Here is a 24,532-nt window from a genome sequence, read left to right as displayed (position 1 = left end):
GCCATTGAAAGCTGTCGGCAAAATGCCAATCTTGTATACACAGGAGGGCATGAATGCAGGACGTGGTTCTGATTGAAAAAATCGATCCCGAGGCCGAGCTTGATCGTCTGGCCCGGCACTACAAAGCCGCTGGCGGTGCTGGTGTGAAATTGCTGAACCGTCTGGGCGGGTCTGCTGAATCGTTGCTCGACCAATTGCCCCAGCCTGTGCGGGACGGCCTGACCGGGGCAACCGAGCGGGCGTTGTGGATGGCCATGCACGCAGCACAGGGCTCGCGCAGGGCGGTGCCGGACCAAAGCCCTTGGGTCAATACAGCTGTCACCACCGCGATGGGGGCGGCTGGCGGCATGGGCGGCGTCACCTCGGCCCTGATCGAACTGCCGGCAACAACGGCGATGCTTTTGCGTGCGATCCAGGGCGCGGCTGCGCGGGAAGGGTTTGATCCTGCGGCAGAGAACGTCAAATTCGACTCGATTCGCGTGCTCTCCGCCGCTGGCCCGCTGGTCGAAGATGACGGGGCCGATCTGGGGTTCTTCTCGGTCCGTCTGACGCTGACAGGGCCAACGATGCAAAAGCTGATCGCCACCGTAGCGCCGCGCCTGTCTGTGGTGCTGGGCCAGAAACTGGCGGCCCAGTCGGTGCCAGTGCTGGGGGCCCTGGCGGGGGGCGGAACGAATTACGTCTATACACGCTATTATCAGCAGATCGCGCAGGTTCACTTTGGCCTGCGCCGATTGGCGATTGATGCCGATATTCCCCATGATGAACTGGTTCAGCGCCTGTCGCGTCGTATGATAAGCTAGGGGCGACGTGCCGGGGTGGACGCTCGGGCAAAAACGGGTGATGCCTGTCTGATTTTGCGTGACGTAGCGTAACTTTTTCGCTCGTGCCGGTATTGTCAGGGCTCTGCGGCCAATCTTAATGCAGCATGGGCTGGAAACACTTGAAATTACCGATCCGCCCGGTATCAATTCGCCTAGCAGGAAATTGGACGGACCATGATTCAATACGCCCTGAAATGCAGCGATGGCCACAGCTTTGACAGCTGGTTCCAGTCGGCCGAAGCTTACGACAAACTTGCAGCGGCCGGGATGGTGGTTTGCGCCGTCTGTGGTTGCAAAGATGTGGAAAAGGCGATCATGACACCCCGGGTGCGCCCCGCACGGGGCGCCGCGCTTGCGAATAGCGAGTCCGAGGGCGAGCGGATTCAGGTGGCCTCGGCAGGTCCGGATATTGAAAAAGTGCTGGGCGAATTGCGCCGCAAGGTCGAGGAGAACTCGGACTATGTCGGCAAAGCCTTTGCCAGCGAGGCCCGTAAGATGCATTTGGGCGACGCGCCCGAGCGCGCAATTTATGGCGAGGCCAAGCCCGAAGAAGCCCGCGAGTTGATCGAAGAAGGCGTGCCAGTGGCTCCGCTGCCGTTTCTGCCCAGCAGAAAGACCAACTGAGGCATGAACATCGTTATCACCGGGGTCAATCGCGGCATCGGCAAGGCGCTGTCACAGCTTTATCTGCAAAACGGTCATCAGGTGATCGGAACCGCGCGCGATGACAGTGCCCGGATCAAGCTGGATGTGACCGATCCGGTGCAACAGGCCGAACTGGCGCAAGCGCTAGTGGGGCAACCGATTGATCTGCTGATCTGCAATGCGGGCGTCTATCTGGACAAGGGGCACAGCATCGATGACTATCCCGCTGAGATGTGGGCGCAAAGCTTTGCCACCAACGTCACCGGCGTGTTTCTGACCGTTCAGTCCCTTTTACCCAACCTGCGGCTGGCAAAGGGAAAAATCGCGATCCTGTCATCGCAGATGGCCTCGCATACTCACGCGCCGGGCGGTAGTTATATCTATCGCGCCTCCAAGGCGGCGGTGCTGAATCTGGGGCGGAACCTGGCGACGGATTTGCGCGCTGACGGTATCTCGGTCGGCATCTATCATCCGGGTTGGGTGCAAACCGATATGGGCGGCGGGGCTGCTGATATTACCGTGGATCAGGCCGCAAACGGCCTGCTGACCCGGTTTGACGCGCTATCCCCAGCGACCACGGGATGTTTTGAAACCTGGGATGGCCGCTCGCATCCTTACTGAGAGGTCAGAGCCGCCTTGGGGATCTCGAACACCTCGCCGGGTTCGATATAGATCACCATGATGTCGCCGGGGGTCTCATAAGTCAGTTTCGAGGCCGAACTGCTGGAATCCGGCACCCCATCGGTGAAATAGATGCTGCGCACATCACCGCCCGGCAACTGCACCGCCAATGTCGCGGTTCCATCCTCGCGGCGGCGCAGCTCGGCGTGGCAGCTTTGCAGCGGATCACCGGCATTTGCCGCACAGGGCACAGTGCCTAAAGCGTTCTTGCCATCGGTGCCAGCCTGGGTGGCGACCTGAGCAAGGGCGGGGGATGATATCAACGTCAGGGCCAATGCGAAACGCAGCATGGAAATCCTCTTGAATGAACCGGTTGGCGATAGGCTGACACTGCGGGCCCGGCTTGTAAAGCCGTGTATACGTTTGGCTTTGCCCACTTGCCCTTGAAGCCCCCCTCGCATATGAGGCTCGGGGACCAGACTTCAAAGGCGCGGAGACACCAGCCCCCATGCCCGTACTTGTAATGAAATTCGGCGGCACGTCGGTCGCCAACCTTGACCGTATCCGTCGTGCGGCGAAACGCGTGGGCGTCGAGGTGGCCAAGGGATATGACGTGATCGTCATCGTCTCGGCCATGTCGGGCAAGACCAATGAACTGGTGGGCTGGGTCAACGAAACCTCTCCGCTGTTCGATGCGCGTGAATATGATGCCGTCGTTTCCTCGGGTGAGAATGTGACCGCCGGATTGATGGCCCTGACCCTGCAGGAAATGGATGTTCCCGCGCGCAGTTGGCAGGGCTGGCAGGTGCCGCTGCTGACCACCAGCGCCCACAGTCAGGCCAGAATCGAAGAGATCCCCACCGACAATATCAATGCCAAATTTGCCGAAGGGATGCGGGTTGCGGTTGTGGCCGGGTTTCAGGGCGTCAGCCCCGAAGGCCGCATTACCACGCTGGGCCGTGGCGGGTCCGACACGACCGCCGTTGCGTTTGCCGCAGCCTTTGATGCGGAACGCTGCGATATCTATACGGATGTCGACGGTGTCTACACCACCGACCCGCGCATCTGCGAAAAGGCGCGCAAGCTGGACCGGATCGCGTTTGAAGAGATGCTGGAACTCGCCTCGCTGGGGGCGAAGGTCCTGCAAACCCGCTCGGTCGAACTGGCGATGCGCTACAAGGTGAAACTGCGCGTTTTGTCCAGTTTCGAAGAACAATCCGACGAGGCCGGCACGCTGGTCTGCGACGAGGAGGATATCATGGAATCCAATGTTGTGGCCGGTGTGGCCTATTCCCGCGACGAAGCCAAGATGACCGTGGTATCCGTGGCCGACCGTCCCGGTATCGCCTCGATCATCTTTACCGCACTCAGTGATGAAGGCGTGAACGTGGATATGATCGTCCAGAACATCTCGGACGAGGGGCGCACGGATATGACCTTTTCCTGCCCCACCGATCAGGTGGCCCGCGCCGAAAAGGCGCTGCTGGCGATCAAGGAAAAGGGCGAGTTGAACTATGCCGAACTCGTCGCTGACGAAGATGTCTGCAAGGTCTCGGTTGTTGGTATCGGAATGCGCTCGCAGTCGGGTGTTGCGGCCAAAATGTTCAAGGTGCTCTCGGATGAGGGGATCAACATCAAGGTCATTACTACCTCCGAGATCAAAATTTCCGTTCTTGTGGATCGGAAATACATGGAACTTGCGGTTCAGGCACTGCATGATGCCTTTGAACTGGACAAGGCGGCCTGAGCATTCAGACCTAAGGCCCGTCTGAAACCGTAAGTTGGGTGGGCCATGGCGGACGGCACCGAAACAGAATCCCGCAAGCTGCTGGGGCGGCTGCGCGAAGAAATGGCGAGCGAGGCCGCCGGTCAGGAACGTCTTGACCGGATCACCCACCTGATTGCGGACAGTATGCGCAGCGAGGTGTGCTCGATCTATCTGTTTCGCGACGAGGAGACGCTGGAGCTTTGCGCGACCGAAGGATTGTCGCCCGAGGCGGTCCACAAAACCCGGATGCGCATGGGCGAAGGTCTGGTGGGCCGCGTTGCCCAAAGCGGCAAGGTGATGAACACGGCGAATGCGCCCTCGGCCAGGGGCTTTCGCTACATGCCGGAAACGGGGGAAGAGCGGTTTTCGTCCTTTCTGGGTGTTCCGGTGCAGCGTCTGGGGCAAAAGCTGGGTGTTCTGGTCGTGCAATCCCGCGAGGCGCGGGAATTTTCCGCTGACGAGATCTATGCGCTGGAAGTGGTCGCCATGGTTCTGGCCGAAATGGCCGAACTGGGGGCCTTTATCGGTGAAGGCGCGGCCCTGTCGCCGCTGCATCAGCAATCCCTGCTGCTGCGCGGTGGTCCCGCCCAGGAAGGCTCGGCCGAGGGCCATGTGTGGCTGCACGAACCCCGCGTCGTTGTCACCAACCCGATTGCCGACGACCCGCATCGCGAACGCGAACGCCTGATCGAGGCGGTTGATGAACTGCGCGTTGGTGTCGACAAGATGCTTGAAATTTCGCAGGGCGGTGACAAGGAACAGCTTCAGGTGCTGGAAGCCTATCGGATGTTTGCCAATTCCAAAGGCTGGATGCGGCGGATGGAAGAAGACATCGCACTCGGCCTCAGCGCTGAGGCCGCGGTGGAAAAGGAACAATCTCAGGCCCGCGCGCGGATGAGCCAGGTCTCGGACCCTTATCTGCGCGAACGGCTGGCCGATCTTGATGACCTCAGCAACCGTCTGCTGCGCATCCTGACCGGGCAGGGCACCAATGGCGGCGCTGATCTGCCGCCTGACCCGATCCTGATCGCCCGTAATATCGGCCCCGGCGATCTGCTGGAATATGGGCGCGCGCTCAAAGGAATCGTTCTCGAAGAAGGGTCCGTGGGCAGCCACGCCACCATCGTCGCCCGCGCGCTGGCGATCCCGCTTGTGGTGCATGTAGGCCGGATCACGACCGAGGCGCTGAACGGGGATCACATTCTGGTGGATGGCGATCAGGGCGTGGTGCATCTGCGGCCCGAGGATACGGTGGTCAGCGCTTTCCGCGACAAGATCGCCATGCAGGCCAAGGCGCAGGAACGCTATGCCTCGATCCGCGAAACCCCGACCGTGACTCAGGACGGGGCGCGGATGAATCTGGTGATGAATGCAGGTCTGATGGCTGACCTTCCGTCGCTGGCCAATTCCGGGGCCGAAGGGGTCGGCCTGTTCCGCACCGAATTGCAGTTCCTGATCCGCAACAAAATGCCCAAACGGCAAGAGCTTGTGGCGCAATATCAACGGGTTCTGGATGCAGCAGGCGACAAGCGGGTGGTGTTCCGAACGCTGGACATCGGCTCGGACAAGGTTCTGCCCTACATGAAACACGTGGCCGAACCCAACCCGGCGCTGGGCTGGCGCGCCATCCGCGTCGGGCTCGACAAACGCGGCGTCATGCGGATGCAGTTGCAGGCCCTGATCCGCGCCGCCAATGGCCGCCCGCTGACCATCATGTTCCCTTTCGTGGCTCAGGCGGATGAGTTCCGCGAAGCACGGTGGGAGGTCAACAAGACCATCGAACGCGAAAAACGTCTGGGCCATGTCCTGCCCGAAACGCTTGAGGTCGGGGCGATGCTGGAAACTCCGTCGCTGGGTTTTGCCCCGCAGAAATTCTTTGACGAGGTCGATTTCATCTCGGTCGGCGGCAACGATCTGAAACAGTTCTTCTTTGCCGCTGACCGGGAGAACGAACTGGTCCGCCGCCGCTATGATACGCTGAATGTCAGTTTCCTCAGCTTTATCGAACGCATCGTCGAACGCTGTCAGGTCTCGGACACGCCGCTCAGCTTTTGTGGCGAGGATGCAGGCCGCCCGGTCGAGGCACTGTGCCTTGCCGCCATGGGAATCCGAACCCTGTCGATGCGCCCGGCTTCGATCGGTCCGGTCAAAAGCCTGCTGTTGCGGTCGAACCTGCAGGACGTGCGCAAGATCATCGCGGATGCCCGCCATCGCGGTGAACAATCCGTACGCCCGGCGGTAATGGATTGGCTGCGCACCCAAAACTGACGCGCGCCTGAAACTTCAAAAGTTTCAGGCCCGGTTTCTTTCCAAGAAACCGTCAGCACCAGGTTTCAGCGCCGCGCAAAATTCCGGGCTTGATTTTTTCCTGGGGGTTTCTTATCCACGCGATGAATGTTAGCGATAACATGATAGCGCAACGCTTCAACCTTACACATCCAGGCGCCGCGCTGCTAAACAGGCGCTATCCCAAGAAGGAGCCTCGCCATGGTTTCACGCGTCATTCCGGTAGATCCGTTCGACCTCGTGCTGTTTGGCGCGACCGGCGATCTGGCACAACGGAAGATCCTGCCGGGGCTCTATCACCGCTTCGAAGTCGGCCAGATGCCCGAGGATGCGCGCATCATCGGCACCGCGCGCTCGGACATGGACAGCGATGGATTCCGTGACCTTTTACGCAAATCGATGCAGGAATTCGCGCCTCAGTTCAAGAAAGAGACGCTGGATCGCTTTCTGACCCGCGTTGAATACGTGCCCGTCGATGCGCTGGGCGATGCGGGATGGCCTGAACTGGCCAAGGCCCTGCGCCCGGACGCTGTTCGCGCCTTTTATCTCTCGGTCGATCCCAGCCTGTTTTCAGGCATTGCACAGCGGCTGAACGATCACGGGCTGGCGACACCCGACAGCCGGATCGTGGTCGAGAAGCCTTTTGGTCACGATCTGGCTTCGGCCAAAGCGCTGAACGAAGGGCTGCGTGCCTGTTTTGATGAACATCAGATCTACCGGATCGACCATTATCTGGGCAAGGAGACGGTGCAGAACCTGATGGCGCTGCGCTTTGCCAATTCCCTGTTCGAACCGCTATGGAACGCCACCCATGTGGATCACGTTCAGATCACCGTCGCCGAAACCGTAGGTGTCGAGGGGCGCGGGGCCTATTACGATCAATCCGGCGCGATGCGGGACATGATCCAGAACCATCTGGTGCAACTGCTGTGCCTGACCGCGATGGAACCGCCTTCGAAATTCGCGCCCAACGCGGTGCGCGATGAAAAGGTCAAGGTGATCGAGGCGCTGGAGCCGGTCGAGCCCAAGGACATCGCCCGCGGCCAGTATCGCACCAGCCAAGGCGGCGATGGCTATCTGGATCACGTCGGAGACCCGGCCAGCCGGACCGAAAGCTACATCGCGCTCAAGGCCCATATTGGCAACTGGCGCTGGGCGGGCGTGCCGTTTTATCTGCGCACCGGCAAACGTCTGCGCGCCCGCGAATCCGAGATTGCGGTGTTCTTCCGCGATCCGCCACATACGATTTTCCCGAATGTTGGCCCTCTGCACGGCAACGTGCTGGTGATCCGTCTGCAACCGGACGAAGGCATCACCCTGCGCACCACCATCAAGGAACCGGGGCAGGGCGGTTTCCGCCTGTCCGACGTGGCGCTGGACATGAGCTTTGCCGACGCTTTGGGCGACGACGGGCAATCCCCCGACGCCTATGAACGCCTGATCATGGACGTCATCCGGGGCGACCAGACCCTGTTCATGCGTGGCGATGAGGCCGAGGCCGCCTGGGCCTGGGTTGATCCCATCATTCACGGCTGGGAGCAGCGTGGCGATAAGCCCGCGAAATACGATCAGGGCAGTTCCGGCCCCGAAGAAGCCCTGATGCTGATGCATCGCGATGGCCGCCGCTGGCGGCAGATCGGAGGATAGTCATGGTCAACACAGTTATTTCCGACGTCACCAAACGCATCATCGACCGCAGCGCCGATCTGCGCGGCCCGCATCTGGACCGGATGGAGCAGGCCAAGTCCAAAGGCCCCGCCCGCGCGCATCTGTCCTGCAGCGGTCAGGCCCATGCCTATGCCGGTGCGGGCGAAGATCAGCAGTCGATGGCCACCGGCACCGCAGGCAATCTGGGCATTGTCACCGCCTATAACGACATGCTCTCGGCCCATCAGCCGTTCGAACGCTACCCCGCCCTGATCCGCGATGCGATCCGGGCCGCGGGCGGTACTGCGCAGGTCGCAGGCGGAGTTCCTGCCATGTGCGACGGCGTCACCCAGGGCGAAGCGGGGATGGAACTGTCCCTGTTTTCCCGCGACGTAATCGCGCTGGCCACTGGCGTGGCGCTTAGCCACAACACCTATGACGCGGCGGTCTTCCTGGGCGTCTGCGACAAGATCGTGCCCGGTCTCATCATCGGCGCGCAAGCGTTTGGCCATTTGCCCGCCGTTTTCCTGCCCGCAGGTCCGATGACCAGCGGCTTGCCAAACGACGAAAAGGCCAAGGTCCGACAGCAATTCGCCGCCGGAGAAGTGGGCCGCGACGCCCTGATGAAGGCAGAAATGGCGGCCTATCACGGCCCCGGCACCTGCACCTTCTATGGCACCGCCAACACTAATCAGATGCTGATGGAATTCATGGGCCTGCACCTGCCGGGCTCCAGCTTTGTCAATCCCAACACGCCCCTGCGCGATGCCCTGACCGAGGAAGGCGCCCGCCGCGCCCTTTCCCTCAGCGCGTTGGGCAATCACTACACCCCGGTCTGTCAGATCCTTGATGAGCGTGCTTTCGTCAACGGCATCGTCGGCCTGATGGCCACGGGTGGCTCGACCAACCTGCTGATCCACCTGATCGCCATGGCGCGCGCGGGCGGTATCGTACTGGATTGGCAGGACTTTTCCGACATTTCCGCTGTGGTCCCTCTGGTCGCGCGGGTCTATCCAAACGGTCTGGCCGACGTGAACCACTTCCACGCCGCTGGCGGCTTGGGCTTTGCCATCGGCACGCTGCTGAACGAAGGCCTGCTGCACCCCGACACCCTGACCGTCGCCGGGCAGGGCCTGCACAACTACACCAAGGAACCCAAGCTGAAAGACGGCGAACTGGTCTGGGAAGACGGCGCAGGCCACAGCCTGAACGAAAAGATTGTCCGCCCCGCCAATGATCCGTTCCAGCCCACCGGCGGCCTTTCGCGCCTGACCGGCAATCTGGGCACCGGCGTCATGAAAGTCTCAGCCGTCGCACCCGAACATCAGGTGGTCGAAGCCCCCGTGCGCGTGTTCCAAGACCAAAACGCGGTCAAAGACGCCTTCAAAGCCGGAGAGTTCACGGGTGACACCATCGTCGTCGTCCGTTTTCAGGGCCCCAAGGCCAACGGAATGCCTGAATTGCACTCGCTCACCCCGATCCTGTCGATCCTGCAGGGCAGGGGCCAAAAGGTTGCTCTCGTCACCGATGGCCGCATGTCCGGCGCGTCGGGCAAAGTCCCCGCCGCCATCCATGTCTGCCCCGAGGCGCTGGATCAGGGGCCAATCGCCTACCTGCAGGACGGCGACATCCTGCGCGTCGACGCGGTGAAAGGGGAACTGGAAATCCTCACCGACGGCGTACTGGACCGCAAACCTGCCACCGCCGACCTCTCGGCCAATCAGCATGGGGTCGGGCGCGACCTCTTCGGTGCATTCCGCCAGAATGTCGGTTCCGCCGACAGCGGTGCCAGCATTTTCGGAGTTTAACCTCATGTCCAAAACCCAACGCACCCGCGAGATCTGCGCCCTTGCCCCCATCATCCCGGTGCTCGTCGTCGATGACGCCACCCACGCCCGCCCGCTGGCCCAAGCTCTGGTTGCCGGAGACCTCCCCGCGCTCGAAGTCACCCTGCGCACCCCCGCAGCCCTCGACGCCATCCGCGCCATGGCCAACGTTCCCGGCGGCGTCGTCGGCGCAGGCACGCTGATCACGCCCGAAGACGTCCGCGCCGCCAAGGCCGCAGGCGCGCATTTTGGCGTCTCGCCCGGCGCGACCGACGCCCTGATCGCGGCTTGTGAGGCCGAAGACCTGCCCCTTCTACCCGGAGCAGCCACCGCGACCGAGGCGATGGCCCTGCTGGAAAAGGGCTATGACATGCTGAAATTCTTCCCGGCTGAGGCTTCGGGCGGCGCCCCCGCCCTGAAAGCCATCGGCGCACCCTTGCCGCAAATCACCTTCTGCCCCACAGGCGGCGTGTCACCTGACAATGCTCACAGCTACCTGTCTCTGTCCAACGTCATCTGCGCAGGTGGCAGCTGGGTTGCGCCCAAGCAGATGGTCCAAAACGGCGACTGGGCCGGGATCGAAACACTTGCGCGCGAGGCCGCCAGCCTGATGGATTGACGCCACAGGGCGACGCGCTAGGGTAGGCCTCAATTCAAACAGGTTGCCCTCATGACAAACAATATCTCCCTCGCGCACGGGCGCGAGTATCTGGCCATTCCCGGCCCCTCGGTCATGCCCGACGCAGTCTTGCAGGCCATGCACCACCCGTCACCCAATATCTACGACGGCGAACTGATCGAGATGATGCCCGCGCTGACCCGCGACCTGAAACGCGTGGCCCGCACCGACCACAACGTCGCCATCTACATCGCCAATGGCCATGGCACGTGGGAGGCGGCACTCTCCAACGTCATCGCCCCCGGCGAAACCGTGCTGGCACCCGCCTCGGGGCGCTTCACCTATGGTTGGGCCGAAATGGCCGAAGGCGTAGGGGCGCAAGCTCAACTGATCGATTTTGGCCTCTCGGCCCCTTGGGATATCAACCGCATCGCCGACGCCCTGCGCGCCGACACCAGCCACAAGATCAAGGCGGTGCTGGCCGTCCACGTGGACACCTCGACCTCGATCCGCAACAACATCCCCGCTCTGCGCGCCCTGCTGGACGATCTGCAACACCCCGCCTTGCTGATGGCTGACTGCATCGCCTCTCTGGGCTGCGACCGGTTCGAGATGGACGCATGGGGCGTCGATGTTACCGTCACCGCTTGTCAGAAAGGGCTGATGACACCTCCAGGCACCGGCTTTGTCTTTTTCAACGACAAGGCACAAGCCAAACGCGCCACTATGCCCCGGGTCTCGCAATACTGGGATTGGCAGCCGCGCGCCAACCCTGATCTGTTCTACCAGTATTTCAACGGCACCGCGCCGACGCATCACCTCTATGGCCTGCGCGCCGCGCTCGACCTGATCCATGCCGAGGGCATCGAAAACGTCTGGGCCCGCCACGCACAACTGGCGCAGGCGATCTGGGCGGCCTGCGAAATTTGGGCCGAAGGCGGGGCGCTGCACCTCAACGTCGCCAACCCCGAACACCGCAGCCACGCCGTCACCGCCCTGCGCCTGACCGAAGGGCGTGGCACGCCCCTGCGCAGCTATACCGAACACCAGCTCGGCCTGACCCTCGGCATCGGTCTGGGGATGGAGGACTGGGACGGCTGTTTCCGCCTCGGCCACATGGGCCATATCAACGCGCAGATGGTCATGGCGATGCTGGGCAGCATCGAAACCGCCTTCGCGGCACTCGATATCCCGCGCGGCACAGGCGCACTCGAAGCCGCCGCCGCCACGCTGGCCAGCTGACCCCGATCCGCCTCTTCATCTGTCCAGAAATATCCTCGGGGGGAATCGCGCCGCAGGCGCGATGGGGGGCAGACAGCCCCCCTTACACCGCCCGGGCCTTTGCCAACGCCTTGGGCAATGCGGCCTCAAACGCCAGCAGATCTGCCTCAGCGCCACAACTCACCCGAATGCACCGGTTCTGCGGGGCGGCAAAGGGCATCCGCACAAACACGCCCTGATCCACCAGCGCATCCAGCACGGCCTTGGCAAACACACCGTCGCGCCCACAATCAATCGCCACAAAATTCGTGGCCGAGGGCAGCGGCTCCAGCCCGTTCTCCCGCGCAATTTGCCCAATCCGGCCTCGCGCCACTGAGATCTTTGCCTGAACCTCTGCCAACCAACCCTGATCCTGCAACGCTGCCAGTGCCCCCGCTTGTGCCGCCCGGTTCATGCCAAAATGATTGCGCACCTTGTTGAACGCCGCAATCAGCTCTGGCGCGCCCATCGCATACCCGACCCGGGCCCCCGCCATGCCATAGACCTTGGAAAAGGTCCGCATCCGGATCACCCTTGGATCATCTACCGGCACCGGGGCTGCGGTCCCCTCGGGCGCGCATTCCACATAAGCCTCATCCAGCACCAGCAGGCACCCCTCGGGCAAAGCCTCCATCGCCGCCACGAGTGCAGCACCCGAATGCCAGCTTCCCATCGGATTGTCCGGGTTGGCCAGATAGACCAGCTTGGCATCCACCTCAGCCGCCTTGGCAAACAACGCCGCCGGATCCTCATGATCCCCGGCATACGGCACCTTGTGCACCACACCTCCGAACCCGGCGACATGATAGTTGAACGTCGGATAAGCCCCGTCCGATGTCACCACCGCATCGCCCGGGCCTACGATCAGCCGCACAAGATACCCAAGCAGCCCATCAATGCCTTCGCCCACAACGATATTCTCGGGCGCTACCCCGTGATGCTCGGCCAGCGCATGGCGCAGATCATGGTTTTCTGGATCGCCATACATCCAGATCTCGCCCGCCGCCGCCCGCATCGCCTCGACCGCGCGCGGCGAAGGGTCAAAGACGTTCTCATTCGCCCCCAACCGCGCCACAAACGGCGCGCCGCGCTGACGCTCCTGCGTTTCAGGGCCGACAAAGGGCACGGTTGCGGGCAGGGACAAGGCAAGCGGAGTGTATCTGGGACCGGTCATAAGCGCAGATAATCGCAAGCCAACCGCAGGGGCAAGGCTTGCGCCACACCCCGTTCGCTTGCAGGCTGCGGCACAACACGCCTGCGGAGGTCTCATGCGCGCTTTCCTGATTCTGCTTATTGTCGGCCTTGCCTATCTGCTGCTCTGGCCTGTTCCGGTCGACCCGGTTGCCTATGAACCACCAGAGCCGCCCGGTTTCACCGGGGATTTTGCGGAAAACCACGCGCTTGATAAACTCGACCTGATCAACCTGCCCAAAGATGAAATCGGCCCCGAGGATGTGGCCGTTCTGCCCGACGGTACAATCTACACGACCAGCCTGTCCGGTGTGCTCTACCGCATTGACGGCGACACCCCGGTCGAGGTTGACCGGCTGGGCGGGCGGCCTCTGGGCCTCAGGGCAGGCCCCGACGGTGCGCTCTACATAGCTGACAGTTTTCGCGGTGTGATGCGCTGGGACGGGCCCGGATCGCTGCAAAGCGTTGTCTCGGATATCGACGGCGCGCCGGTGATCTATGCCAATCAATTGGACATCGCGCAGGACGGAACGATCTACTTCTCAAACTCATCCGACCGGTTTGACCCCGAGACCATGGGCGGGACCAAGCCAACCTCAGTTCTGACGATCTGGGAACAATCTGAAACCGGCTATGTCGCCAGACATTCTCCGGATGGAACCACCGAGAAAATCGCCCAAGGCTTTGTCTATACCAACGGCGTCGCCCTGTCCCCGGACGAAGATTACCTGCTGATTGCCGAAACCGGTCGGGCGCGGGTGCACAAGCACTGGCTCGCAGGCCCAAAGGCAGGCACGACCGAGGTGCTTTTGGATAATCTGCCCGGCTATCCCGACAACCTTGAGGCCCAAGGCGACGGTACCTATTGGATGGCCTTCGCCAGCCCCCGTGTCCCGTCCGAGGTGCTGATGCCATATCCGTTCCTGCGCAAGGTGATCTGGCGTCTGGGGCCCATGGTCCGCCCGGCACCGATCCATCGCGGGATGATGGTTCAGTTTGACGGCGACGGAAACATCCTGCGCACCCTGCAAGACCCGGATGGGCGGCTGGGCATCACCACGGGCGGCAAGATCATCGGCAATCAGTTCTACGTCATGACGCTGGATTCGCCCTGGTTTGGCCGGATGCCGGTATCGCAAATGCCCTGACGTCGCAGTGGAACTGCGCCCGTTTTTCAGGGCATTGTCAGGCAAACATGGATTGGGAGGTCCGCATGGCACGCGTTTCCGTCGAATACAAAGATCACATTGCCCATGTCACCCTGACGCGGGGCGACAAGATGAATGCGCTGGATGACGCGATGATCAAGGCGATCCTGTCGGCGGGGCACGAGGTCGCCGCCTCGGACGCCCGCGCCGTGGTCCTCTCGGGTGAGGGCAAAAGCTTTTGCGCCGGTCTCGACATGGCCAGCTTTGCCTCGATGGCCCAGATTGACCCGACCGAATGGCTGATGACCCGCAGCCACGACGACGCCAATGAAATGCAGGAGATTGCACTGATCTGGCGGCGCGTTCCCGTCCCGGTGATCTGCGCCATTCAGGGTGTGGCCTATGGCGGTGGTCTGCAAATCGCGCTGGGCGCGGATATCCGCATCGCGCATCCCGAAGCCAAACTGGCGGTGATGGAGATGAAATGGGGTATCGTTCCCGACATGGGCGGCATGGTCCTGTTGCCGCGACTTGTCCGCTCGGACGTGCTGCGCCTGTTAACCTATACCGCGCGTCCCATCGGCGCGGCGCAGGCCGCCGATTGGGGGCTTGTGACCAAACTGTCCGATGATCCACTCACCGAAGCGCTTGCGCTAGCCGAGGATATCGCGGGCAAAAGCCCCTCAGCCATCCGTGCCGCCAAACGCCTGATCGAAGTGGCCGAAAGCAAACCCCGCGCCGAGGTCCTGATCGAGGAATCCGCTGAACAGGTGGAGCTGATCGGCAAGCCGGACCAGATGGAGGTTGTCATGGCGCAGATGCAGGGCCGTAAGCCCGAGTTCAAGTGATCACCGCATAAAACTGCGCCGCGCGTCGCGGGCCATGTTGTACCGCATCTCAAGATCTGCGATCCGTGCCATGGCTGCCCTGCGCTCTTCAGGATCGGTCAGTGCGGCATAGTCCTTGCGCGCCGCATCCAGCTCTTTCTTGATGCTGAACTCTTCGGGCAAAACCCCGGCCTGTGCCATGATCCGATGGCCTGCGGCAATGGCCGGATCACTCTGCGCCTCAGAGGAACGATCGGGCAGGGGTGCGCCTTCGCCTTCAAGCCCCTGTAGCTGGCCCTCGGCCTGCGCCTTCTTGATCTGGCGTTCCACCAGTTTTCCCAACGATCCGAACATGGTGACAGTGTACCGCCTGTAAAAGTCCGGGGAAAGCCGTTAGCGCAGGCGGTTTGTCGCAACATACGCAATGCCGCCCGCCGCCAGCCCCCAGACTGCGGCCCCCAGCCCGATAACGGTGATACCGGATGCGGTGATGGCAAGTGTCAGGATGGCCGCCTCACGCTCGGCCGGGACATCCAGTGCTGCGTGGACGGCGTTTGCCAGTACGCCGATCAGGGCCACCCCGGCCAATGTGCCCATCAGCAAAGGGTCGGCATGGGCCGCAAAGCTGGTGATGGCTGCGGCGAAGACGCCAAACAGGCAATAGAACACACCGCCCATGATGGCGGACCAATAGCGCAGCGCCTTGTCAGGGTGGCTGTCCTCGTTCGAACACATCGCGGCTGTTATGGCGGCCAGACAGGTTGCGGGCGCGCCAAACGGGGCGGACAGCAGACTTGCCCCACCAACGGCAGAGAACAGCTTGCCCGGGGCAGGAGAGAATCCGAAGCTGCGCATGACGGCAACGCCGGGAATGTTCTGCGTTGCCATCGTGACGATGAATAGCGGTACGCCGATCCCGATCGCCGCCGCGACCGAGAACGTCGGTGTCGTCCAGACCGGGGCCGCGATCAGCCGGTCAGGCATCAGCTGCACATCCGGGGCGTTCAGTGCCACAACGATGGCCGCAGCGACCACCGCCGCCGGAACCGCAAACAACCGATTGAACCGCCCCGCGATGAACCACGTCAGGATCACCGGCAGCGCCTGCCACGGGATCTCGACCGCCGCCTTGAACGGCACAAGGCACAGCGGCAACAGCACGCCCGCCAGCATCGCTTGGGCAAGAGTGGTGGGGATCGCGGCCGCCAACCGTCCAAGTGGCTTCCATAAGCCCGCGACAACCGTCAGCGCCCCGGCGCACAGGAACGCTCCGATGGCGGTGGAATACCCGCCAACCGGGGCAGCAGACACCGCCAGCAACGCAGCCCCCGGCGTGGACCACGCGACGCTGATCGGCATCTTGTACCGCAGGCTGAGGATGATCGCCGCCAGCCCCATGGCAATCGCCGCGCTCATCAGCCCTGACGCGGCTTGTGCCGATGAGGCACCCATCGCGCCCAGCCCTTGCAGGACTATAGGGAAGGAGCTGAAAAATCCGACAATGGCCACCACCAACCCGGTCGAGACGGTCTGTATCGGGGGAAGCGGGGTATCATGCTGGGTCATGTGCCTGTGCTAGCAATCAGGTGTTCGGGTGAACAGGGCAAAACTCTGTTGAGGCACGAAAAACCCCGCCGACAGCTTGTGCGGCGGGGTTGGGGATTTGAGTATTTATGAAAAGATGAAGATCAGGCGATTTCGGCCAGACGGGCGAGGGCCTCGTTCAGTTTCGCCTCTTCCTCTTCGCGGGCGGCGAGGTTGGCTTTGGCTTCCTCAACCACCTCCTCCGGGGCCGAGGCCACGAATTTGGGGTTGTTCAGACGCCCGCGCAGGCCGCCCAGTTCCTTGGCCAGCTTGCCCTTGGCTTTCTCCAACCGCTCCTTTTCCGCGCCGATGTCGATGATGTCCGCCAGCGGCAGGCCAAAGGACGCGCCCGGGGCGGCGATCGAGATGGTGCCTTTGGGCAGTTCATCGGTCTTGGTCAGGCTGTCGATGCGGGCGAGGCGTTTGATCAGCGCCTCGTTGCGATCCCAAGCGGCCTGGCCGTTGGCGTCGATTTTCGTCACCAGCATCGGCACATAGAGCCCCGCCGGAACCCGCATCTGCGCGCGGGCCGAACGTGTGTTTTCGATGACCGAGATCACCCAGTTCATTTCCCGATCCGCATCGGCATCGACCAGTTCGGTGCCATAGGTCGGCCAGTCGGCGTGGACGACCATTTTCGCGCGATTGCCGGTCAGCCCCCAGAGTTCTTCGGTGATGAAGGGCATGATCGGGTGCAGCAGCACCATGCACTGATCCAGAACCCAGCGCATGGTGGCGCGGGTCTCGGCCTGCGCTTCGGCGTCGTCGCCTTGCAGCAGGGGTTTCGACAGTTCGACATACCAATCGCAGACCTTGCCCCAGACAAAGGCATAGAGCCCGTTGGCCGCATCGTTGAAGCGGTAGCTTTCCAGCGCCGCGTCGACCTCGGCCCGCACGCGGGCGGTTTCGCCGATGATCCAGCGGTTCACGGCGGCTTTGGGTTTCAGGTCGGCCACATCCAGTTGCGGGACGGCGTCGGTAAAGACCTCGTTCATCTCGGCAAAGCGGACGGCGTTCCACAGCTTGGTGCCGAAGTTGCGATAGCCGGTGATGCGGTCACGCGACAGTTTCAGCACGCCGCCAATCGCCGCCATCGAGGCATTGGTGAACCGCAGCGCGTCAGCGCCGAATTCGTCCACGATCTCCAGCGGGTCGATGACGTTGCCGGTGGTTTTGGACATCTTCTTGCCCTTCTCGTCGCGGACGAGTTGGTGCAGGTAGACGGTGTGGAACGGGATCTGATCGACCACGGCCAGTTGCATCATCATCATCCGGGCGACCCAGAAGAACAGAATATCCGCGCCGGTGATCAGAACGTCGGTGGGGAAGTAGCGCTCCAGCTCCTCGGTTTGCTCGGGCCAGCCCAGCGTGCCGATGGGCCAGAGGCCGGACGAGAACCAGGTGTCGAGCACGTCGGGGTCGCGTTTGAGCAAAACGAAATCACGCCCGCCTTCAACGGCTGTTGCAAAAGCTTCATCTTGCCATGCGTTGCTGTTGACGTTTGGGTGCACCTCAGATGGATCAAGTGAGGTTATCTGATCTTCGAAGAATTCCCTTGCGCTTGAAACACCATAGTATTCTCGAGCCGCGCTTGCGGCTTCATCGAATGTCGCGCCACAAAAGGGGACCAGTTCACCCGAGGAGTAGTCAACTCCGAGTGAATTCGAAGCATCCTTTTTGGGCCCATACCAAACGGGAATCTGATGCCCCCACCACAGCTGGCGCGAGATGCACCAGGGCTCGATGTTTTCCAGCCAATGATAATAGGTCTTCTCGCCCGACTCGGGGATGATCTTGACCGTACCGTCCTTGACCGCGTCCAGTGCGGGGCCAACGATTTTTTCGGCGTCCACGAACCACTGATCGGTGAACATCGGCTCGATAACCACTTTTGAACGATCACCAAAGGGCTGCATGATCGGTTTGCTCTCGACCAGCGGCACCAGCGCTGCAGGGTCGTCATCCTCGCCCAGCTTGGTGCCCAGACGCGGATCATCCGCGCGGGTCATGACGGCCAGACCGTCGGCGGTGATTTCCTCGACAACCTTCGCGCGCGCCTCGAACCGGTCGAGACCACGCAGGTGGTCGGGGATCAGGTTGATCGCGTCGATTTCGGTCTCAGTGAACGCTTTGCCGCGCGCGTATTCCTGCGCTTTGCCGGCCTCTTCGGCATAAGGCGCGCCATCAGCCCGCATCGCGCCTTTGGTGTCCATCAGGCGGTACATCGGAATGCCACCGCGCTTGGCGACCATGTTGTCGTTGAAGTCATGCGCGCCGGTGATCTTCACCGCGCCCGAGCCGAAATCGGGATCGGGATACTCATCGGTGATGATCGGAATCTGACGGCGATGCTCTTTCGGGCCGACCGGAATTTCGCAGAGTTTCCCGACGATTGGCGCATAACGCTCATCCGATGGATGAACCGCAACCGCACCGTCACCCAGCATGGTTTCGGGGCGGGTCGTGGCGATCGAAATGTAATCCCGCTCCTCGCGGAAGATCACATTCCCATCTTCATCTTTTTCCAAATACTCATATGTCTCACCGCCCGCCAATGGGTACTTGAAATGCCACATATGACCGGCGGTTTCGATATTCTCGACCTCAAGATCGGAAATTGCGGTCTCGAAATGCGGATCCCAGTTGACCAGACGTTTGCCGCGATAGATCAGTCCCTTTTCGTACATGTCGACGAAGACCTTGATCACCGCGTCGTGAAAATTCGCAGAATTTTCGTGTCCGGTGCGCGGGTCGCGCGGTGCGCCTGCCATGGTAAAGGCATTGCGTGACCAGTCGCAGCTTGAACCCAGCCGCTTCAACTGCTCGATGATCGTGCCGCCATACTCGCCCTTCCACTCCCAGACCTTGTCCAGAAACGCCTCGCGCCCAAGCTCGGTTCGGCTGGGCTGCTGGGTGGTGGCGAGCATCTTTTCCACCTGCATCTGGGTGGCGATGCCAGCGTGATCCTGACCGGGCTGCCAGAGCGTGTCGAAACCCCGCATCCGGTGCCAGCGGGTCAGAATGTCCTGCAGCGTGTTGTTGAAGGCATGGCCCACATGCAAGGCCCCCGTCACGTTGGGCGGCGGGATCATGATGGTAAAGCTCTCGTCGCGCGAACGGTTCGCGCCTGCCTTGAAGGCTCCGGCCTCTTCCCAGGCCTTGTAGATGCGGGCCTCGGCCTCGGCCGCGTTGAATGTCTTTTCCATCGCCATGGGGTGCGTCCTGCGTCATCAAATTCGGGTCAGCGCCTGCAATAACGAATGCGCGCAGGAAGGGGAAGGCCCCGTTCGACGCAAGGGGGCGGGTCCATAGCGTCATTCGTGACGGGAGGTCGAGATTGAACCAGCCAATCGCGGTCTTACCGCCGGGTTGTTTCCGTCCAGGGGCCAATCAGGACCAGCGCTTGGGTGCCGAAAAAGCGACTTTGTTACAAAAGCCGGGCGGGCCCGATGAGACGCGCCTGGCACATTGAACCAAGCCGCTGCTCTCGAAAATACATGCAGTCTTGTCAGCTATTTACCGGCGAACGGACATCGCGATCCCGCAAATCCGCCCGTATCCTACCCGGTCGGAAAAACTTGCATCAGGGATGATGCGCAGGGGCAACGGCTCACGGCTTCGTTTCTGTGATTTGCCTTGCCCCGCACGGCCCGCAACCCCATGATATTATAGACGCGGTGACGCTTTGGCCGACCACCACCCGAAGGGGAGAGTTGGCGCAGGAAAAAGCGGGCTCCGCATACGCGCCGAGATCAGGAGTGCGGCCCGGCTCACTCCGCAACAAATGGGATGTACTGAACAATGGTTCTGTCGCGGCTAAGCAGAAAGGTACTGGGATGGCTGGGTCGGCCCCTGCGGTCCCAGCATTCTGCCGAAACGCGTCATCGCGAACCGATCAGCCATGTCATCATTCTTGACGGTACCATGTCGACCCTTGATCCGGGGTTTGAAACCCATGCGGGGCAGACCCTGCGTCTGGCGTGTGAAATGGGCAGCAAGGTTTCAGTCTTTTATGAGGCGGGCGTGCAGTGGGAAGGCTGGAAATCCTCGCTGGACGTGATGATGGGGCGGGGCATCAACCGTCAGATCCGCCGCGCCTATGGCTATCTGGCGTCGCGCTACAAACCCGGTGACAAGATTTTCTTCATCGGCTATTCGCGCGGGGCCTATGGCGTGCGCAGCCTTGCGGGCGTGATCGACCTAATCGGCCTGCTGCGGGCCGAACATGCGACCGAGCGCAATATCAAACAGGCCTACCGGCACTATGAATGCAACGCCAACGGCAAAACCGCGGCCGAGTTCCGCAAGGCGTTCTGCCATCAGGACGTCGCCATCGAAATGGTCGGGGTCTGGGATACTGTCAAGGCGCTGGGTCTGCGCCTGCCGCTGCTCTGGCGCTGGGCCGAGGAACGCCACGCCTTCCATAACCATCAACTGGGCAACGCGATCCTGCACGGCTATCACGCCATGGCACTGGACGAAACGCGCGAGGTTTACGAGCCCGTCCTGTGGAAATGCACGCCCGAGTTCAAAGGCCACGTCGAACAGGTCTGGTTCCGCGGCACCCACGGCGATGTCGGCGGGCAACTGAACGGTTATGAAGAGGCCCGCCCCCTCAGCAACATTTCCCTGATCTGGATGCTGGACAAGGCCGAACTGCACGGATTGCCTTTGCCCGAAGGCTGGCGCGATCGCTTCCCCATCGACCCACACGCGCGATCCGTGGGCACATGGCGCGGCTGGGGCAAGATATTCCTGCTGCGCAAGCATCGGAAAGTAGGACGGGACAGATCCGAGCGCCTGCACGTCTCAGTCTCGCCCGAGGAACTGCCGCGCTGGGTGCCGATGCCGGATTTGCCGTCACATCCGGCGCAGTAGGGCGGTCAGCTTGGAACGCAGACCTCGCGGACAGGTATGATCAATGCATCCGGGCGTTCAACCAGATCGAACCTCCATAGTCGTGGAGACCAGTTATAGATGCGCTGCTCATCGGGGTAATCGACGATCATCAGGCCGTGAAAATACCATTCCGACGTGGATTTGTAGCCTGTTGCCGTGGTGTAGAAAGAAAACCCACGTAGTTCGTGCAGAGCCTCGATTGGAGAATTCTCCGAGTGTTCCGCGATGCAATAGGGATAGCCGTCCGTTATGACCCGCGCCTGCACAAGTATCATTGGAACCGTCAACAACGACCAGAGCGCAACAATGGTCGCTGATGCAATTCCCAGCTTCGCTTTCTGCGACGGACACGGTTCACCATCTTGACCCGACCAAATGGCAAAGCTGGACGCCACGGAAATCGTCAACATGACGCCATGCAAAAGCTGGGTCGTGGAGGCCAGCGAAAAAACGCCAGATGCCAAGGTCAGGATCACACCAGCGGCAACCGAGATCACGACAAACACTCGGGCGAGCATTGCCGGTATCACGCGCATCCCCAGCAATGCGCACCCGGCCAAAATCAATGGCACGGCAGGTGCGAGCCACGCAGATAGATACATTATCTGCGTAAAGAGGGGCCGTGACCTACCGAACCGATCAGGTTCGAATACCGATCCATCCAAGGGCTGCATATAGGCTAAGAAAACCAAGACAGCGTAGATGCAGAACAAAACTGTATATTTCAATCTGGGTTGAATGGGAAAATCTCAGATCAAATTTGTTTTTGCGAGTCTGGCCATTTGCCTAAAGCTCGTGGCCAGTCATGTCATAGTTCCGTTCGAAGGCAAAAAACGCAGCACTAAAAATAACGGTCTGCGTCAGATGCTTGCTTACCGCCGACGATCCCGGCGCGAGCTCATCGGCTGGAACGCCACGCCCACATGCGCCTCGCAGTACGGTTTGCCCGCCTCAACCGGCAGGCCGCAGAACCAGAAATCCTCGGTTGCGGGGTCGCCGACCGGCCATTTGCAGGTTTTTTCGGTCAACTCCATCAACGTCAGCTTTTTGGCCTTTTTCTCGACCTCATTGACCTTGGCCAGCGCCTCGGGGCTGATCTCGTTGGCCGAAGGCTGCGGCGGCAGGGGCTGACCGGCAGGGATGATCTGACGGCGGGCCGGGGTGGCAGGCTTGGCCTCGGCAGCGGGTGCCGCGGCAGGGCGCGCCGGTTCGGTCTTGGGCGCAGGTTTGGGCTTGGCCTCTGCCTTGGGCGCGGGGGCCGGTTTTTCCTTGGACTCGGCCTTGGCCGGGCTTGCACCGGTGGCGCGGTTCGACAGGCCCAGACGGTGCACCTTGCCGATCACCGCATTGCGGGTCACGCCACCCAGTTCCTTGGCGATCTGGCTGGCCGACTGGCCCTCGCCCCACATCTTCTTCAGCAGCTCTACACGCTCGTCAGTCCAGGACATCATTTGCCTTTCAAAAGCGGAAAGCGGCCCCGGATTCGGGCCGCCTTGGGAATTCGTCTCAGCGCCCTATTCTAAACACTGCCGCCCGAGTTACAAGCGGTCATCGAATCAGTTAAGGGCAGTTCATGCAGAATCTCGCGGATCAGGATGCGCGCCGCTTTGGCGCGGTCAACTGGATGGGGCTTTATACGCTGGCACAGCGCGAAACGCAGCGCTTTATGGCCGTGTGGACCCAAACCGTTCTGGCCCCTCTGGTCACGGCCGGTCTGTTCCTGCTGATCTTCAATATCGCCATCGGCCCCAGCCGGTCCGATGTGATGGGTGTGCCCTTCCTGACCTTTCTGGCCCCGGGCATCATGATGATGACGGTGATACAGAACGCCTTTGCCAATACGTCCTCGTCCATGGTGGTGGCCAAGGTGCAGGGCAACATCGTCGATACGTTGATGCCGCCGCTGTCGCCGCTGGAAATCCTGCTGGGCTATCTTGCGGGCGGCATCGTGCGCGGCGTCCTGATCGCGCTGACCGTGGCCGTGGCGCTGGTTCTGGTTCTGGGGCTGATCCCGCACCACCCGCTGATCGCGCTGATCTTTGTGATCCTGGGCGGCGCGTTCATGGGGGCGCTGGGGCTGCTGGCGGGGATATACGCCAACAAGTTCGACCAGATGGCCGCGATCACCAATTTCATCGTCACGCCGCTGGCCTTCCTGTCAGGCACCTTCTACTCGGTCCAGGCCCTGCCACCGGTGCTGAACGCGATCAGCCATGTAAACCCGGTGTTCTATCTGATCGACGGGCTGCGCTATGGCATGATCGGCGTGTCCGACAGCTCTGCGTGGTTGGGTATGGCAATCTGCACCGTCGCGACCTTGTTACTGAGCGCGCTGACATGGCAGATGCTGCGCACCGGTTACCGGCTCAAGGCCTGACGCTGCCGCGCCTCGCGCCAAACCAGGATCAGCCCGCCGGTCAGGATGATGGCTGATCCCACCATACTGACCGCGTCCGGGACCACGCCAAAGATTGCAAAGTCGTAAAACGCCGCAAAGATCAGCGTCGCATAGCTGATCGGTGCCACAAAAGACGCATCCGCCCGCGCCATGCCGTTGACGAAGCAGGCCTGCGCACAGGCCATCAGCCCTCCGATCCCCGCCAGCGCCGCCCATTGCTGCGGCGTGGGCCACTGGAACACAAAGCTGACAGCGACCGAGGCGATGGTCAGCCCCATCGCATTGTTGATCAGCAGAATCTGGATCGGAATTTCCCGGCCCGAGAGCTTTTTGATGAAAATCAACTCCATCCCGATCACCGCCGCCGCTGTCAGCGCCAGCAACGCGGCAGGCTGGAAACTGGCAGGCGTGGGCCGCAACAGAACCAACGCTCCAACCAGCGCCACGACAGCCGCCAGCCAGCGCCACGGACCCACGCCCTCTTTCAGCAACGGGATCGCCAGCACCATGGCAAAGACCGGGTTCAGAAAGGATATCGCTGTGGCATCGGCAATCGGGATAAACGCGACCGAGGCGAACATCAGTGTGATCCCCAACCAGCCAAAGCTGGTTCGCCCAATATGCAGCCCCCAATGCGGCCGTTGCAATTTCGGGCGCAGAATGCCGACCGCACTGACAATCACAACAAATGCAAACAGAAACCGCCCATGGCTGATCTGCATCGGATGCAGGGCAGGGCCCAGAACATCCGTCCCCAATGCCTTGGCCAGCAATGTGGTGCCTGCCAGCAGGGCGCTGGCCGCAAGGATCAACAAAGCCGCAAGGGCAGGGTTCTGGCGCGCAGGTGTCATGCCGCAAGCGGTGCGCCAGCGCGCGCCAAATGGCAAGCTGCAAATCCCGGTCTCAGACTGATTTTTCGCAATTCCGCAAAAACAGGGTTCCCAGATTGCCCGTAGCTCGCTATACGCCCCGGCATGATCAAACTCGTA

Annotated in this window: 21 protein-coding genes; 13 read left to right on the top strand and 8 right to left on the bottom strand. The window is 61.6% G+C overall.

The window, feature by feature from the left end:
• Window positions 1-53: 53 nt before the first annotated feature.
• The 3 genes from ACR0FG_RS16650 (at window position 54) to ACR0FG_RS16640 (ending at window position 2,090) form a co-directional block, all read left to right on the top strand.
• Entirely contained in the window at window positions 54-803 is a 750-nt protein-coding gene (locus ACR0FG_RS16650; RefSeq protein WP_480894126.1) for an EcsC family protein, read from the top strand.
• 195 nt (window positions 804-998) lie between these two features.
• Window positions 999-1,448 (top strand): DUF1178 family protein, encoded by a 450-nt coding sequence (locus ACR0FG_RS16645; protein WP_170716195.1) that lies wholly within the window; start codon window positions 999-1,001, stop codon window positions 1,446-1,448.
• A gap of 3 nt (window positions 1,449-1,451) precedes the next feature.
• Window positions 1,452-2,090: an SDR family oxidoreductase gene (locus ACR0FG_RS16640; RefSeq protein ID WP_480894125.1), complete on the top strand. Its 639-nt coding sequence runs from the start codon at window positions 1,452-1,454 to the stop codon at window positions 2,088-2,090.
• Here the strand turns inward: ACR0FG_RS16640 and ACR0FG_RS16635 are convergent.
• On the bottom strand, window positions 2,084-2,440 hold the full coding sequence (locus tag ACR0FG_RS16635; protein ID WP_480894124.1) for a hypothetical protein: 357 nt from the start codon (window positions 2,438-2,440) through the stop codon (window positions 2,084-2,086). The genes ACR0FG_RS16640 and ACR0FG_RS16635 overlap by 7 nt on opposite strands.
• A gap of 158 nt (window positions 2,441-2,598) precedes the next feature.
• Between ACR0FG_RS16635 and ACR0FG_RS16630 the strand changes: the two genes are divergently transcribed.
• The 6 genes from ACR0FG_RS16630 to ACR0FG_RS16605 all read left to right on the top strand — a co-directional run bounded on the left by ACR0FG_RS16630 (window position 2,599) and on the right by ACR0FG_RS16605 (window position 11,478).
• Window positions 2,599-3,837 carry an aspartate kinase gene (locus tag ACR0FG_RS16630; protein ID WP_170716189.1) on the top strand — a complete coding sequence of 413 codons (1,239 nt, stop codon included), beginning with the start codon at window positions 2,599-2,601 and terminating at the stop codon, window positions 3,835-3,837.
• A gap of 45 nt (window positions 3,838-3,882) precedes the next feature.
• Window positions 3,883-6,126: a phosphoenolpyruvate--protein phosphotransferase gene (ptsP, locus tag ACR0FG_RS16625; protein ID WP_480894123.1), complete on the top strand. Its 2,244-nt coding sequence runs from the start codon at window positions 3,883-3,885 to the stop codon at window positions 6,124-6,126.
• A gap of 219 nt (window positions 6,127-6,345) precedes the next feature.
• Complete coding sequence (gene zwf / locus ACR0FG_RS16620) at window positions 6,346-7,791, top strand: glucose-6-phosphate dehydrogenase (RefSeq protein WP_480894122.1); 1,446 nt, start codon at window positions 6,346-6,348, stop codon at window positions 7,789-7,791.
• A gap of 2 nt (window positions 7,792-7,793) precedes the next feature.
• Window positions 7,794-9,599 (top strand): phosphogluconate dehydratase, encoded by a 1,806-nt coding sequence (gene edd, locus ACR0FG_RS16615; RefSeq protein ID WP_480894121.1) that lies wholly within the window; start codon window positions 7,794-7,796, stop codon window positions 9,597-9,599.
• A gap of 4 nt (window positions 9,600-9,603) precedes the next feature.
• On the top strand, window positions 9,604-10,236 hold the full coding sequence (eda, locus tag ACR0FG_RS16610; protein WP_480894120.1) for a bifunctional 4-hydroxy-2-oxoglutarate aldolase/2-dehydro-3-deoxy-phosphogluconate aldolase: 633 nt from the start codon (window positions 9,604-9,606) through the stop codon (window positions 10,234-10,236).
• Window positions 10,237-10,287: 51 nt separating this feature from the next.
• Entirely contained in the window at window positions 10,288-11,478 is a 1,191-nt protein-coding gene (locus ACR0FG_RS16605; RefSeq protein WP_480894119.1) for a pyridoxal-phosphate-dependent aminotransferase family protein, read from the top strand.
• 82 nt (window positions 11,479-11,560) lie between these two features.
• Here ACR0FG_RS16605 and ACR0FG_RS16600 read toward each other — a convergent pair whose 3' ends face one another.
• Entirely contained in the window at window positions 11,561-12,670 is a 1,110-nt protein-coding gene (locus tag ACR0FG_RS16600) for a pyridoxal phosphate-dependent aminotransferase (RefSeq protein ID WP_480894138.1), read from the bottom strand.
• A 94-nt stretch (window positions 12,671-12,764) separates the two neighbouring features.
• On the opposite strand from ACR0FG_RS16600, the gene ACR0FG_RS16595 reads away from it, so the two are divergent.
• Window positions 12,765-13,835, top strand: a complete 1,071-nt coding sequence (locus tag ACR0FG_RS16595) for an SMP-30/gluconolactonase/LRE family protein (RefSeq protein ID WP_480894118.1) — start codon at window positions 12,765-12,767, stop codon at window positions 13,833-13,835.
• A gap of 65 nt (window positions 13,836-13,900) precedes the next feature.
• Entirely contained in the window at window positions 13,901-14,683 is a 783-nt protein-coding gene (locus tag ACR0FG_RS16590; RefSeq protein ID WP_480894117.1) for a crotonase/enoyl-CoA hydratase family protein, read from the top strand.
• Here ACR0FG_RS16590 and ACR0FG_RS16585 read toward each other — a convergent pair whose 3' ends face one another.
• From ACR0FG_RS16585 to ACR0FG_RS16575, 3 genes are all read right to left on the bottom strand, one after another.
• Window positions 14,684-15,016 carry a DnaJ family domain-containing protein gene (locus ACR0FG_RS16585; protein WP_480894116.1) on the bottom strand — a complete coding sequence of 111 codons (333 nt, stop codon included), beginning with the start codon at window positions 15,014-15,016 and terminating at the stop codon, window positions 14,684-14,686.
• 39 nt (window positions 15,017-15,055) lie between these two features.
• Window positions 15,056-16,228 (bottom strand): benzoate/H(+) symporter BenE family transporter, encoded by a 1,173-nt coding sequence (locus ACR0FG_RS16580; protein WP_480894115.1) that lies wholly within the window; start codon window positions 16,226-16,228, stop codon window positions 15,056-15,058.
• A gap of 122 nt (window positions 16,229-16,350) precedes the next feature.
• On the bottom strand, window positions 16,351-19,458 hold the full coding sequence (locus ACR0FG_RS16575; protein ID WP_480894114.1) for a valine--tRNA ligase: 3,108 nt from the start codon (window positions 19,456-19,458) through the stop codon (window positions 16,351-16,353).
• A 589-nt stretch (window positions 19,459-20,047) separates the two neighbouring features.
• Between ACR0FG_RS16575 and ACR0FG_RS16570 the strand changes: the two genes are divergently transcribed.
• Window positions 20,048-21,124 carry a DUF2235 domain-containing protein gene (locus tag ACR0FG_RS16570; RefSeq protein WP_480894113.1) on the top strand — a complete coding sequence of 359 codons (1,077 nt, stop codon included), beginning with the start codon at window positions 20,048-20,050 and terminating at the stop codon, window positions 21,122-21,124.
• A gap of 5 nt (window positions 21,125-21,129) precedes the next feature.
• Here the strand turns inward: ACR0FG_RS16570 and ACR0FG_RS16565 are convergent, their stop codons facing one another.
• Together ACR0FG_RS16565 and ACR0FG_RS16560 are read right to left on the bottom strand one after the other, a co-directional pair.
• Window positions 21,130-21,675, bottom strand: a complete 546-nt coding sequence (locus tag ACR0FG_RS16565; RefSeq protein WP_480894112.1) for a hypothetical protein — start codon at window positions 21,673-21,675, stop codon at window positions 21,130-21,132.
• Between the two features lie 342 nt (window positions 21,676-22,017).
• A complete protein-coding gene (locus tag ACR0FG_RS16560; RefSeq protein WP_480894137.1) occupies window positions 22,018-22,593 on the bottom strand; it encodes a GcrA family cell cycle regulator in 576 nt (191 codons plus the stop codon).
• Between the two features lie 125 nt (window positions 22,594-22,718).
• On the opposite strand from ACR0FG_RS16560, the gene ACR0FG_RS16555 reads away from it, so the two are divergent.
• Window positions 22,719-23,522, top strand: a complete 804-nt coding sequence (locus ACR0FG_RS16555; RefSeq protein WP_480894111.1) for an ABC transporter permease — start codon at window positions 22,719-22,721, stop codon at window positions 23,520-23,522.
• On the opposite strand, the gene ACR0FG_RS16550 is transcribed toward ACR0FG_RS16555, so the two are convergent.
• The gene (locus ACR0FG_RS16550) at window positions 23,504-24,394 is read right to left on the bottom strand and encodes a DMT family transporter (RefSeq protein WP_480894136.1); all 891 of its coding nucleotides are present in this window, start codon (window positions 24,392-24,394) and stop codon (window positions 23,504-23,506) included. The two genes, ACR0FG_RS16555 and ACR0FG_RS16550, sit on opposite strands and share 19 nt — an antisense overlap.
• Window positions 24,395-24,532 lie beyond the last annotated feature (138 nt).

This window comes from Ruegeria sp. E1 (assembly GCF_056534225.1).
The sequence above is the reverse complement of the archived record's forward strand: the minus strand, read 5'-3'. Positions and strand labels throughout refer to the sequence as shown.